Below are 12,804 nucleotides of genomic sequence, written 5' to 3' on the forward strand. Positions count from 1 at the left end.
CATTTACATTCACTTCATGATTTTTATGAGGTGTCGCCATGTACGTGTGTGTGTGCAAGGGAGTAACCGATCATCAGATTCGCCAGCAGATTAGCGATGGAGCGCGCAGCTGGCGAGAAGTGCGCGAAGCCACTGGCTGCGGCACCCAGTGTGGCAAATGTGCCTGCTTCGCCAAATCCCTCACCCGCGAGGCCATTCAGGCCGTACGCGCCGAGTCTGATATGAGTCTCGCTTACGCCGTATGACGCGAATCACTCTTGTTAGGCTTATCGTTAGCAAATAACTGATTTACTTGAATTTTTGTCGTCACGACTGATACTCTCGACAGCGTTGGGAGTCAGCCTTTTTATGGCCTATACTCCTTGATTAATGTAAGAGTACGCTGCAAAACAGTACGTTATTGATCAATACGCTAAAAAGGTGACGGCATGAAAGGCGATCCGAAAGTAATTCAGCATCTCAATATCGCGCTTGGCAACGAGCTCGTGGCGATCAACCAGTACTTTTTGCACGCCAAAATGTACAAAGACTGGGGCCTCAAAGTACTTGCTAAATGGGAGTACGATGAATCCATCGAAGAGATGCAGCACGCCGATAAACTGATCGAGCGCATTCTATTTTTGGAAGGTATCCCGAACCTTCAAGATCTCGGCAAGCTGCATATCGGTGAAAACGTCAAAGAGATGCTCGAGTGCGATTTGAAGATCGAGCACGACGGCCGCAACGACTACATTGAGGCCATCACCTACTGTGAGAGCGTCAAGGACTACGTGACCCGCGATTTGCTTCGCGATCTGCTGGCCGACGAAGAAGGTCACATCGATCACATCGAAACCCAGCTGCAACTCATCGATCAGGTCGGTATCCAAAACTACCTGCAAAAGCATATGGCATTGGCCACTGACGAAGAGTAATCCAGCGATTCAGCCTCGCGTCAGTGTCAGCATAAAAACGGGCAGCCCCAGGGCTGCCCGTTTTTGGTGGTTTGTCTCAGCGATGACGCTGGCCGATGCCCACGAGACTGGACAGCGATACCGCCAACACCGCCAGCAGCATCAGTGCCAGAGCGGGGGTTAACACCGCCCAAGGGGCCCGCTCGATGTAGGGCATCCCCTCTGCCAAAATCAGCCCCCACTCCGGCGAAGGTGGACGGGGGCCCAGTCCGAGAAATCCCAGTGCGGCCAGGGCCAGAGCGATGCCGGGCAAGCGCAGCATGGCGTGTCGGCAGACCGGCCCGACGACTGCTGGCAAGATATAGCGGGTCACCAAACGAACTTGCCCTACGCCCAGCAGTGGCGTAATTCGCACGTGGGGCTGGGCTTTGGTTTCTGTCACTAGTGCGGCGGTATGCGCTGCCAAAGGCGCCCACGCGACGGCCGTAACGGCCAGCATGGTACCCGCTGCGCTGGGTCCCAGGGCGCCCGCCACGATGAGGCCAGCAATGGCCGGCGGCGTTGCCTTGGTGATTTCGATCGGACCGGTTGCGAGCCTCGGCGCGAGTCCAATCAAAAGCCCTAATACCAGCGAGAAGAACATCACTAGCGTGGCCATGACCATGGTCGAGAGGGCACCGTGGGCGACCCGGGCCAGAATATCGCGACCAGTGCCATCAGCGCCCAACGGCAGGTCGATGCTGGGCGGCTGCAGACGCATGAACGCCGAGCTGAACGGGTCGCGGCCAATGCCTGCCACGACCAATGCTACCAGCACGACAAGGGCGCACCCGGGCACTACCCATGCCCACCGTTGGGTGTGGGACTCGTGGTGGGCAACCGGCAAAGCCCCGAGGCGAAATGCCCGGCCCAGCAGCAGGGCGCGGCCGATATTGGCCAGGCTGCCTAGGCTAATGGCAATGATCAGCAGGATGAGGATACCGGTTTGCAGTGCAGGCATGTCCTGGGACGAGGCGGCTCCTAGGGTTGCGCGCCCCAGGCCTGGAATGGAGAACACTTGTTCAACGGCAATGGCGCCCCCTGTCAAACCGACCATCACCATGCCGATCTGGGGCATTAGGCTGGGTAGCGTGCGCCGTAGCACGGCCAACATGATCCGGCGGCGTGAAAAGCCAGCCACACTCCAGGTGGCCACCCATCGCTCGGTAAACGTTGCCGACAGGCCGTCGCTAAACAGACGCCCCAACAAGCCGCCCGCGGGGAGGCCCAGCGCCAGCGCGGGTAGCACGGCATAGCTAAGGCCCCGCCATCCGTAGGGCGGCAGCCAGTTGAGCCAAGCGGCAAATACTACCAGCAATATCGAGGCCAGCAGGAATTCGGGCATGGCCGTCAGGGCAGCGCCTACGGCACCCGAGGAGCGTCTTGGGTGGCCTCGCAAACCGCATCGCGCTACGGGAAGGCAGATCAGCGCGGCAGTCACGATGGCTACGCCCATGGCAAACCCCATGAGCATGAGCGAGACACGGGCGCTGTCGAGCATTCCCGGCAGCACCGGAGCGCCGGAAATCCATGAATTCCCCGCATCCCCGTGCAGCAGGCCCATGAGCCAACTCTGCAATGTATCGAGCGGGCCTAGATCCAGTCCCAGCTGCGCCCGAATCGCTGCCAATGCCTCGGGAGTTGCTTCTTGCTCCGCTGAGCGGGCACGCAGGATACTCAGCGCGGGGTCACGGCCGGATAGCCAGGGCAGTAGCCCGACCAGCACCACGACGCACGCCAGGGTGATTAGCCGTGACAGCAGTGGAATGAAGGGAGCTATGTGCAGGCTGCGCCATAGGCGCAGCGGTAGTGCAGTGGACATGCGCGGGCGTTCCTAGGCATCGGGAGCGTCAATGGACGTCTCTTCAGTGATTAGGCGACGCTCGCGGGGGTCGCGCACGGCGTTGACGACCCTCGCCGACTCACCCTGGATCACGCGCTCGTGCAGCATGGGGATCGCCGCATCGGTGCGCAAAATGGCGGCTTCTGCGTCGATGATCGCCCGGCGACGCGCATCGCCGGTGGGCAATTGTGCGGCTTTCTCCAGCGCTTCGTCGACGGCCGGGTCGCATAGCTGGGCGATATTGAAGGAGCCGGCGCAGGAAAAGTCGCTAAACATATAGGCGACGGGGTCGCCGGAGTCGAGCACGGTGGCACGTGACAGAATAAAGGCATCAAACGCACCGGCAAGGGCATCCGCTTCGATATGAGCATACTCGCGCACCTCTTGGGTGACGTTGAACCCTGCCTGGGTGAGCTGTTGTTCGAGCAGAACGGCCACCTCGGGAAGTTCGGCGCGATCGGTGAAGGTGGCCAGGGTGATGTCAATGCCGTCGACCGCCACGGGGGGCGTGCGGTTCTCGACCGACGCACGGTAGTCGCTGGCCCAGGCCAGCGCAGGGCCCAAAAGTCCCTCGGCGATATCGGCGCGCCCCTCGTAGACAGTACTCACAATCGACGAGCGGTCGATGGCGTCACGCACGGTGGCTCTTACGCCAGGGTCGCTCATTGGGCCTGATTCGGTATTCAGATAGAGCGTATTGGTACGTGGCATGGGCACTTCGTGAACCAGCGTGGGGTCGAGTAGTGCTACTTGAGACACTGGAATCGCTTCCACGATGTCGGCTGAACCGGTGCGAAGGGCCGCTGCCCGCGCAGTGCCATCAGGCACGTAGTCGGCGTCGATCCCCGCCACGCTGGCCGGTTTGCCCCAGTAATCATCGAAACGATCGAGCCGGGCGCTGGTGGTGCCATTGATCTCTTTCAACACGAAGGGACCGGTACCGGCATCGATCGGGTTGACCCGTCCATCGTCACCGTAGGCACTGGCGGCAAGAATCGCTAGCTGTGGGCTGGAGAGGCGATTGGGTATTAGCGGGTCAACCGTTTCCGTGCGCACGATAATGGCATTATCGCCCTCCACCTCGATGCTCAAGTTCACCCCATCAAGAATACGCGGCTTCGGCGCGGCCTGGGTGGCGGCGGTCAGGGAGCGCGCGACATCTTCTGCAGTAAGCGGAGTGCCGTCATGAAACGTCACGCCGTCGCGAATCACAAATCGCCAGGTACGCTCATCGAGCTGCGTCCATTCGGTGGCCAGAAAGGGCTGCGGGTCGCTGTTGGCATCCAGGCGAATGAGGGTTTCTGCCGTGCTCCAGCGAGACAGCTTGAAGGCATCGTCGGAAAGAGGCGTCAAGCCCGAGCGAGGCGGTTGCAACATGGCCACGCTGATGCGCGCGTCGTCGGCCTCGGTAGACTCGGGTGACGCATCAAAACAGCCGGCCAGTAGCAGCGGTGCAGCGAGGGCGGCGAGCAGCGTCTGGGGCAAAGGGCGAGCGAACATCGTTATGACTCCTGGTCATCGTAGAGTAAGTAAAAAAGGGGGATGTCGAGACTGGCTGGCCAATGAGCAGCGTGTTCATTGCATGGCAAAGCAATTACATCGGGGCATCGACCGTGGCGGCATTGCAGCCTGGCAGCGCACACGACGGTCGTTGTGAGAGTGCGTCGATCAGCGCACGCGTTGCCGGGTGAGTGGGCGCGCGCCACAGAGACGAGGTGGGGCGGTCTTCGACGATTTCGCCATCGTTCATGACTAACGTGCGCGCGCATAGCTGCGTCACGACCGATAAGTCGTGGGAGACCATGAGCAAGCCAGTGCCACACTCGTCGCAGAGGGTTTTCAGTACGCTGATCACTTGAGCGCGCACTGGTAAATCGAGGCCGCTCAACGGCTCATCCGCCAATAGGAAGCGCGGACGAGTGGCCACGGCCCGGGCAATGGCGACGCGCTGTGCTTGGCCGCCGGAGAGTTCGTTCGGCTTGCGATCCAAAAACGGCGCGCCCAGGCCAACGTGCTCCAGTGCTTCACGGGCCCGCTCGTTGGGGTCACACGCCACGTGCAGCCGAATCAGCGGCTCGCTAACCAGGTCGCGAACGCGCATGCGCGGGTCCAGGGACGAGGCTGGGTCTTGGGGGATGTACTGTACGGTGCGACGATACCAGCGTAGCTGCGCCGTGGACCCTGGGCGCACGTTGCGCTCTAGGCAGGTGATCGAGCCGCTGTCGGGGGCTTCCATGGCCAGCAGTGCGCGCAGCAGCGTGGACTTGCCAGAACCCGAGACGCCCACCAAACCGATCCGTTCGCCATCATGAAGCGTCAGGTCGATATCGTTCATGACCTTCTTGTAGACGCCTTTGCGCCAGGGCAGGGGGCGGGAGAGCGCCACGCGCTTGTTGAGTCCCTGCGCCGTCAGAAACGCTGTTTGAGGAGAGGGCAAGCGTGCCATCTAGGCGCTCTTCAACAAATAAGGGGGCATCGTAGGGTCCGGAGTGGCTCTTTGGGACGAAACGGCGGAGGGCTCGATGCCGTGGGCGGCCGCTACCAACGATTGGGTAAAAGGGTGTTGGGGCATGGTCATGAGCGTTCCAAGTTCACCGCTTTCGATGACGCGGCCATGTTCAATGACGATCGCCCGCTGGCAGAGTTGGGTGGCCGCGTGGAGATCGTGAGTGATAAACAACATCGCGCTTCCTGACCGTTCGGTCTGTGCGTGCAGCGCGTCCAGTACCTGGGCTTGGGTGACCACGTCCAGCGCGGTGGTGGGTTCGTCGGCGACCAGGAGCGATGTTTTACAGGCCATGGCCAGCGCGATACCTACCCGCTGTCGCTGGCCACCGGAAAGCTCGGCCGGGCTGCGCTTCATCAGCCCTTCCGGATCAGGCAAGTGGAGTGACGCTAGCAGCGCGGCGGCTGCTTGAGTAGCCGCCCGTCGCGACAGCTTATGGTGTTGAATAAAGGGCTCACGCAGTTGGGCGCCTATGGAAACCAGGGGATTCAGCGCCGAAAGTGAGTCTTGAAACACCATCGAAATGCGACTCTCGTTCCGTCGCTGGGCGGCGGGCAGGTCGATGATGTCTCGACCGTGAAGAAGAATCCTGCCCGTTACTCGAGTGTGTGGCGGCAATAGACCCAGCACGGCCTTGGCCGTGAGCGATTTACCCGAGCCGGATGCTCCCAGCAGGCAGACACGTTCGCCGGGCATGACCTCGAAGGAGAGATCATCCACGAGAGTGTGTTGGCCGAGTGTGATTCGTAAATGGCGGACGGAGAGTACCGGGTCGCTGCGCATGGGCCGCCTCTCTGACGAAACGAAAACAAACAATAATCGTTATGATATAACGTTTATTGTTAGGTCAGCAATACGTTCAGTCTCCCCCTGTCCGCGCGATACGACCCGCAGGTATAAAACAGGTATAAAAAAAGCGCTGACATATCAGCGCTTAACGTGATGGGCGGCCATGGCCGCCCGGTGGTCATCGATTATTTCGTGGCGTTGGAGGCCAAGGTATCGGGTGTGTCGAAGCGGGCAGCCGGTTCATCCACGGCAAAGGTGGCGCGGCTCAGGCGGCGTACCCGTTTCATAAACAGCGCGATACAGACCAGCGTGCCAAGGGCGGCGACGATATAGCTGGTTTGCAGCGGCAGATTAAAGCCAATCGGTGCATAGGCCAGGTAAGTGAAGGTTGCCATGGTCATGAAGACTGCCGGAATGGACGTGATCAGGTACGGCTTACGCGAGAGCACAAGGTACATGGTGCCCGTCCAGAGCGCGATCACGGCGGTGGTTTGGTTGGCCCAGGAGAAGTAGCGCCATAGCAGCGTGAAGTCCATATGTGTCAACGCGTAGGACGCCACGAACAGCGGCAGCGCAATCACGATGCGCTTGACGATGGGCTTCTGCTCTACCTTCAAATAATCGGCAATGATCATGCGCGCGCTGCGAAACGCCGTATCACCCGACGTGATGGGCAGCACGATGACACCCAATACGGCCAGCGTGCCGCCCACGGCGCCTAGCATGGTGGTCGAGACTTCGCTGACCACAGCGGCTGGGCCGCCTGCCGCCAACACGTCAGACAACGACTGCTCGCCCTGGAAAAGACTCATGGCGGCCGCCGCCCAAATCATGGCAATCACGCCTTCGGCAATCATCATGCCGTAAAAAATCTTACGCCCGTTGGTTTCATTTTCAGTGGTGCGCGAAATGATCGGCGTTTGGGTGGCGTGGAAGCCCGAAAGCGCGCCGCAGGAAATGGTCAAGAACAGCAGTGGGAAGATCGGTGCGCTATCCGGGTGCATGTTCTGGAATGACAGCTCAGGGATCGGCGCGCCCGTGACGACCAAGCCAATGCCGATGCCTGCGGCGCTAAACAGCAAAAGTGCTCCGAAGTAGGGATAAATACGCCCAATGACTTTATCGATGGGCAGTAGCGTTGCGATCAGGTAGTAAGCAAAAATCGCCAGGATGATCAGTGTCAGCGATAGCGATGTCATGTTGGCCAACAGCGCCGCAGGCGACGTGACGAACACGGTGCCCACCAACAGCAGTAACAAGATCGCAAAGCCGTTGACCACGTGCTTCATCGTTTTGCCCAGGAACTTACCCGCCAGTTGGGGAAGGTGAGCACCGTGGTTGCGAATGGAGATCATGCCGGTCAGGTAGTCGTGAACCGCACCTGCGAAAATGCAGCCAATCACGATCCATACAAACGCCACCGGGCCATAGAGCGCCCCCAGGATAGGGCCGAAAATGGGGCCTACCCCGGCAATGTTCAGCAGCTGAATGAGCGAGTTGCGCGTGGTATTCATCGGTACATAGTCGATGTCGTCGCGCATACTGAACGCCGGTGTTTGACGCTTACGATCGGCGACAAACACGCGCTCGACGAACTTGCCGTAGGTAAAGTAACCCACGACTAATAGCACTATCGAGAGAATGAACGTAATCATAAAAAGCACTCAACTGGTCAGGGAGGGTGTCAAGCGAACGGCTAGGCAGCAAGCCACGCTTATTTAGCCGGGGTGAATGTACAGAGACGTGTCGATAAGTGCTTTACGACTTTAGTGGTCTGCGACGTTAGTCGCTGATACACAAAATAAAATGGGCAGCCACAAGGCTGCCCAGTGCCAAACGTGGCCTTGATCGAGCGTTAAGAAGAGATCACGCCGCAAGCCATGCGTGCGCCGCCGCCGCCGAGATGAGGCTCATCTGCGTAGGTGTCGCCCCCGGCGTGAATCATCAGGCTGCGCCCAGGCATGTCTTCCATGCTCAAGCGCGGGGCCAGCACCGGCAGGTTGGCTTCACCGTCGTCATTCACCGTCAGCACGGGCAGGTCGCCCAAGTGGCCGTCACCGTAAGGGCCTTGGTGGGTGCCCGTCTCTTCAGGATCATAGTGGCCACCGGCCGATAGCGCGGCAGTCATTTCGCCGCTGTCGTTTTCAGCGGGCTCACAGCTGGCATTTTGGTGAACGTGAAAGCCATGAACGCCCGGTTCCAAATCGGTCAGAGAAGGCGTCAGCAGAACGCCGTGCTCGGTATGCTCGATGGCCACCGTGCCGATGGACTCCTCCACTCCGTCGGCGCTGACCTTATGCATCTCGACATCCAACGACTCGTTGGCGTAAGCCGTCGTGGCCAATAGCATACTCGCCGCGATACCGGTGAGGGGTAGTAGATAGCGCATCTTGGTTACTCCTTTCCTTGTCCATGGAAGCCCTGCTCCAGGGCACTCTTTCAAGGTAGCTGCCTGCTGCCTCCCCTGCCAGAACGATGCGAGCCCTCGGTTGCGCTCGTGACCTAAGGGCTCAGCCACACGACAAGGAGAGCATGGGCGCGCTAGCGCAGCGTTACGTTCGCCCCAGCGGATGACATAAGCGACTTAAGTCGCGACAATAGCCAGCGACGACATACCCCTATTGCCGTGTTCTCGGCCTACGTTGCGAGGAGACCCATGCAGCCACTCACCATCCTCTATCAGGATGAGCATCTTGTAGCGGTGCATAAGCCGTCCGGCCTATTAGTGCACCGCTCAGCTCTGGCGCGTGGGGAAACCGAGTTTCTGCTCCAGCGCCTGCGCGACCAGCTGGCCAAGCGGGTTTACCCAGTACATCGGCTGGACCGGCCGACCTCCGGCGTCATGGTGTTTGGCCTCTCCTCCGAGGCGGCCGCCCTGCTCAGCGAGGGCTTTAGCGAACGCCAGGTGGAGAAGCGCTACCTCGCGGTAGTACGCGGTAAAGCACCTGAGCAGGAGCGGCTGGACTACCCGCTCAGGGAGGAGGACGGCACGCGCCCCAAGGCGGAGATGCCTGCCATGCCCGCGATGACCGATATTCGCCGCTTGGATAGCGTCGAGCTGCCGGTGCAGGTAGACCGCTACCCGGTGGCGCGCTACTCGTTAGTAGAAGCACGGCCGCTGACCGGTCGGCGACACCAAATACGCCGCCACTTATCTCGCCGTGGCTACCCGATCATTGGCGACGCCAAGCACGGTAAAAGTGTCCACAATCGCTTTTTTGCCGAGCAGCTGGCTGCCCCTCGGCTGCTGCTCGCCGCCACCTATTTAGCGTTCGATCATCCGCTGTTGGGTAAGCGTATTCAGCTCAGCTGCGCCGTGGATGAGACGATGAAAAATCTGTTCGAGCAGTTTGGCTGGCAGGGGCATCTACCTCTAGATAGCGTGCGAACGCCGCCCATCGCCACGCCTTCTGCCCTGCAAGCCCTGTGAGCCAGCCCATGTCATTGAATGAATCCACGACTTCCTCTAGCGATTATGACTTCCGTTTTGGCGGTATTCGGCGCCTTTACGGCCAGCGTGCGGCGCAGGCATTTCGCCGTGCCCACGTGGTGGTGGTCGGGGTCGGAGGTGTGGGCAGCTGGACGGTCGAGGCGCTCGCTCGCTCGGGCATCGGCAAGCTTACGCTGATTGATCTGGACGACGTGTGTGTCTCCAATGTCAACCGCCAGCTCCACGCGCTGGATGGTACGATTGGCCAGCCCAAAGTAGACGTGCTAGCCGAGCGCTGCCGCCTGATTGCCCCCGAGATCGAGATCATCGCGGATACCGCCTTCGTCACGCCCACCAACCTGGCCGAGCGCATTCCTGAGGATGCCGACCATGTGGTGGATGCCATTGATAGTGTGATTGCCAAAGCGGCGCTAATCGCCTGGTGCAAGCGGCGTAAGATCCCGATTACCGTGACCGGCGCGGCGGGTGGGCAGACCGATCCCACGCGCATTCAAGTGGCGGACTTGACCCGCACCGAGCACGACCCGCTGCTCTCCAAAGTGCGCTCGCGGCTGCGCCGGGATTACGGCTTCTCTCGCAACCCTAAGCGGCGCTTCTCGGTGGAGTGCGTCTATTCCGACGAGCAGCTGGTCTACCCCAGTGCCGACGGCGAAGTGTGCCTGCAAAAGCCCGGCAGCGGCGATGCCACACGGCTGGACTGCGCCTCCGGCTTTGGCGCGGCGACGTTTCTCACCGGCACCTTTGGCTTCGTGGCTGCCTCCAAAGTGCTGGAGCGCCTTGCCAAAAAAGCGAATCAGCCCGCCGCCGCACAAGCCATCCAAGAGGAAAACGAATGACCACTCCCGTTCCCGGTATCTACCGCCACTACAAAGGCAGCCTGTACGAAGTGATGGGCACCGCCCAGCACAGCGAAAGCGAAGAGCTGCTGGTGGTCTACCGCGCGCTCTACGGCGACTACGGCCTCTGGGTGCGCCCGCTGGCGATGTTCATGGAGAGCGTCACCAAAGAGGGCCACACCCAGCCACGCTTTGCGTTGGAGAAGGCGTTTTAAGCGCTCCCTATGTAGATGGGCCTGTAAGCGATGACTGAAATTTTTGTAAGACATATCTTACAAGCATCACCCGACGAGGAATGAGCTTTTATTAGCGAGCCATTTAACATTATGATTTTAAAGTGCTAAGAGGGCCATTTCGGCGTTAGAGTTTCAAGCAGGAAATGGCTCGTACACTGCTTACCCTAAACAGTGCCGTTGCTTTTACTTTTTGCGTCACTACGATCATCGCTTCTCATTAGCTTTTAAATAGCCAAGGAGCGGTGTGATGGCAAACGGAAACGGCCTCCATTTTACCCTGTCATTGCCCGGCGATGCCGATGCGGTCGTGGTGGACTTCACGCATCGAGAGGCGCTGTCATCACCTTTTGAACTCACGTTGACCTTGGCCAGTCGCCATGGGCACCTTGATGCTGCAGAGTTATTAGATCGTAACGCTACCCTGACCGTGTGGGAAAGCGGGAAGGCATTACGACATATCCATGGCATCGTTTCCGAGTTCTCTCAAGGGGATCGCGGACATAGGCATACGTTTTACTCACTGGTGCTCAAACCAGCGCTTTGGCGCCTGTCATTGCGCCATAACTCCCGAATTTTTCAGGCGCTAACGCCTATCGCGATCATTCGCACGCTGTGCCAGGAGCGTGGCATTAGCGATGTGACGTTCAATGTGACGCGCGAACCAGCCGAGCGAGAGTACTGCGTTCAGTATCGCGAGACCGATCTCGCTTTCATCGAACGTCTAGCCGCTGAAGAAGGGCTTTTCTACTACCACATCTTCGAGGCTGGTGCGCATCGCTTAGTGTTTACCGATGATTCCAACACGCTATCGAGTTTGGGAGAACGCACTTATCACAGCCGGGCAGGGGGGAGTGCTCCCACTCGGTACGTGCGCAAGCTTCAGCATACGGCGCGCGTGGCGAGTTCGTCGGCCATGCTGAAGGATTACACCTTCAAAAACCCAGGTTATGCGCAGCAGCACGAGTCGCAAGGGCAAGACATTGAAGCGCACGGTCAGCAAGTCGACTATGAGCACTATGACTATCCCGGCCGCTATAAAAAGGATGCGTCTGGCAAGCCCTTCACTCGTATTCGCCTGGAATCGCTACGCCGCGAGGCCGTCACGGCACACGCCGAGAGTGACTTGCCGGAACTCTCCCCTGGCACTCGCTTTACGCTGATCGACCATGATAACGAACGGTTGAATCGTGATTGGCAGCTTGTCGAGGTCATGCATTACGGTGAACAGCCTCAGGCGTTGGAAGAGGATAGCATTGCCAACGCCGATGCCGGCATGACCCGCTACCACAACACGCTCGTCATGGGGCCGAGCGACACACCCTGGCGGGCAACGCCGAATGCCAAACCGCGGGTGGATGGGCCGCAGGTAGCATTTGTCGTTGGGCCACCGGGTGAAGAGATTCATTGCGATGTGTATGGCCGTGTGAAAGTTCAATTCCCCTGGGATCGTGAAGCACAGCCTAATGAAAACGCTAGCTGCTGGGTGCGTGTCTCTCAAGGGTGGGCGGGTGTTGGGTACGGAAGTATCGCCATTCCCCGCATTGGCCACGAGGTGGTCGTCTCGTTCTTGGAGGGAGACCCTGACCAGCCTCTAGTGACCGGACGTACTTACCATGCCGTCAATACCCCGCCGTATCAATTGCCTGAGCATAAAACGCGCACGACGATCAAAACCCAGACCCACCAAGGTGAAGGCTTTAACGAGCTGTGCTTTGAGGACAAGGCGGGGGAAGAGTTTATTTACATGCATGCCCAGAAAAATATGGAGCTGCATGTTTTAAACTCTCGCCAGAAGCGCGTCGAATTCGACGATACCGCCACCATCGGCAATAACTCCCATTTGGCTGTCGCCAAGGATCGCGTCGAAACCATCGACGGCAACCGTGACATCACCGTACGTACCAATCACACCGAACAGGTAGAAGGAGAGCGTGGATTAACGGTCGGCGGCAGCTATCAGACCCATGCCAATGGCGATATTACCTTCAAAGCCGATGGTGAACTCATTCTGGATGCTAGCAAGATCACCTTAGTGGCGGGTGGCTCCGCGCTGGTGGTGTCGGGCGGCAGCGTAGATGTGACGCCGGTGCTCAATGTGGGGTCGGCATCACCCAGTGCGGCGGCGCTTCCACCCATTCCAGCCGTGCTGGAAGCCGCGGCTGGAGAAGGCAGCCCGTTCGTCTCCCATTGTCCGCTAGCCGACGAGTAACC

Annotated in this window: 12 protein-coding genes; 6 read left to right on the forward strand and 6 right to left on the reverse strand. The window is 59.4% G+C overall.

Translation table 11 applies throughout. The features are described from left to right. Positions 1-38 precede the first annotated feature (38 nt). Positions 39-245, forward strand: coding sequence for a bacterioferritin-associated ferredoxin (locus tag FRH_RS08475; protein ID WP_281998067.1), 207 nt, complete (start codon positions 39-41; stop codon positions 243-245). Positions 246-428: 183 nt separating this feature from the next. Further along, positions 429-914, forward strand: coding sequence for a bacterioferritin (bfr, locus tag FRH_RS08480; protein ID WP_139528362.1), 486 nt, complete (start codon positions 429-431; stop codon positions 912-914). A gap of 76 nt (positions 915-990) precedes the next feature. Here bfr and FRH_RS08485 read toward each other — a convergent pair whose 3' ends face one another. The 6 genes from FRH_RS08485 to sodC form a co-directional block, all read right to left on the reverse strand. Then, entirely contained in the window at positions 991-2,754 is a 1,764-nt protein-coding gene (locus tag FRH_RS08485) for an ABC transporter permease subunit (RefSeq protein ID WP_281998068.1), read from the reverse strand. 12 nt (positions 2,755-2,766) lie between these two features. Further along, complete coding sequence (locus FRH_RS08490; RefSeq protein ID WP_281998069.1) at positions 2,767-4,275, reverse strand: ABC transporter substrate-binding protein; 1,509 nt, start codon at positions 4,273-4,275, stop codon at positions 2,767-2,769. Between the two features lie 94 nt (positions 4,276-4,369). Next, entirely contained in the window at positions 4,370-5,221 is an 852-nt protein-coding gene (locus FRH_RS08495; RefSeq protein WP_139528365.1) for a dipeptide/oligopeptide/nickel ABC transporter ATP-binding protein, read from the reverse strand. Continuing rightward, positions 5,222-6,064: an ABC transporter ATP-binding protein gene (locus FRH_RS08500; protein ID WP_139528366.1), complete on the reverse strand. Its 843-nt coding sequence runs from the start codon at positions 6,062-6,064 to the stop codon at positions 5,222-5,224. 191 nt (positions 6,065-6,255) lie between these two features. Further along, complete coding sequence (locus FRH_RS08505) at positions 6,256-7,725, reverse strand: carbon starvation protein A (protein ID WP_139528367.1); 1,470 nt, start codon at positions 7,723-7,725, stop codon at positions 6,256-6,258. A 200-nt stretch (positions 7,726-7,925) separates the two neighbouring features. Then, complete coding sequence (sodC, locus tag FRH_RS08510; protein ID WP_281998070.1) at positions 7,926-8,459, reverse strand: superoxide dismutase [Cu-Zn] SodC; 534 nt, start codon at positions 8,457-8,459, stop codon at positions 7,926-7,928. 267 nt (positions 8,460-8,726) lie between these two features. Between sodC and FRH_RS08515 the strand changes: the two genes are divergently transcribed. The 4 genes from FRH_RS08515 to tssI all read left to right on the forward strand — a co-directional run bounded on the left by FRH_RS08515 (position 8,727) and on the right by tssI (position 12,802). After that, positions 8,727-9,500 carry a pseudouridine synthase gene (locus tag FRH_RS08515; protein WP_153843482.1) on the forward strand — a complete coding sequence of 258 codons (774 nt, stop codon included), beginning with the start codon at positions 8,727-8,729 and terminating at the stop codon, positions 9,498-9,500. 8 nt (positions 9,501-9,508) lie between these two features. Further along, a complete protein-coding gene (gene tcdA / locus FRH_RS08520) occupies positions 9,509-10,357 on the forward strand; it encodes a tRNA cyclic N6-threonylcarbamoyladenosine(37) synthase TcdA (RefSeq protein WP_281998071.1) in 849 nt (282 codons plus the stop codon). Beyond that, complete coding sequence (locus FRH_RS08525) at positions 10,354-10,572, forward strand: DUF1653 domain-containing protein (protein ID WP_281998072.1); 219 nt, start codon at positions 10,354-10,356, stop codon at positions 10,570-10,572. The genes tcdA and FRH_RS08525 overlap by 4 nt, the downstream gene beginning before the upstream one ends. Positions 10,573-10,840: 268 nt before the next feature. Next, the gene (tssI, locus tag FRH_RS08530) at positions 10,841-12,802 is read left to right on the forward strand and encodes a type VI secretion system tip protein VgrG (RefSeq protein WP_281998073.1); all 1,962 of its coding nucleotides are present in this window, start codon (positions 10,841-10,843) and stop codon (positions 12,800-12,802) included. Positions 12,803-12,804: the final 2 nt, after the last annotated feature.

The organism is Halomonas sp. A020 (genome assembly GCF_027943625.1).
Taxonomy (GTDB): Bacteria; Pseudomonadota; Gammaproteobacteria; order Pseudomonadales; family Halomonadaceae; genus Vreelandella; species Vreelandella piezotolerans.

Coding starts and splice junctions, on each gene's coding strand:
- FRH_RS08475 (WP_281998067.1), top strand. CDS start 39: ATGTACGTGTGTGTGTGCAAGGGAGTAACCGATCATCAGATTCGCCAG.
- bfr (WP_139528362.1), top strand. CDS start 429: ATGAAAGGCGATCCGAAAGTAATTCAGCATCTCAATATCGCGCTTGGC.
- FRH_RS08485 (WP_281998068.1), bottom strand. CDS start 2,754: ATGTCCACTGCACTACCGCTGCGCCTATGGCGCAGCCTGCACATAGCT.
- FRH_RS08490 (WP_281998069.1), bottom strand. CDS start 4,275: ATGTTCGCTCGCCCTTTGCCCCAGACGCTGCTCGCCGCCCTCGCTGCA.
- FRH_RS08495 (WP_139528365.1), bottom strand. CDS start 5,221: ATGGCACGCTTGCCCTCTCCTCAAACAGCGTTTCTGACGGCGCAGGGA.
- FRH_RS08500 (WP_139528366.1), bottom strand. CDS start 6,064: ATGCGCAGCGACCCGGTACTCTCCGTCCGCCATTTACGAATCACACTC.
- FRH_RS08505 (WP_139528367.1), bottom strand. CDS start 7,725: ATGATTACGTTCATTCTCTCGATAGTGCTATTAGTCGTGGGTTACTTT.
- sodC (WP_281998070.1), bottom strand. CDS start 8,459: ATGCGCTATCTACTACCCCTCACCGGTATCGCGGCGAGTATGCTATTG.
- FRH_RS08515 (WP_153843482.1), top strand. CDS start 8,727: ATGCAGCCACTCACCATCCTCTATCAGGATGAGCATCTTGTAGCGGTG.
- tcdA (WP_281998071.1), top strand. CDS start 9,509: ATGTCATTGAATGAATCCACGACTTCCTCTAGCGATTATGACTTCCGT.
- FRH_RS08525 (WP_281998072.1), top strand. CDS start 10,354: ATGACCACTCCCGTTCCCGGTATCTACCGCCACTACAAAGGCAGCCTG.
- tssI (WP_281998073.1), top strand. CDS start 10,841: ATGGCAAACGGAAACGGCCTCCATTTTACCCTGTCATTGCCCGGCGAT.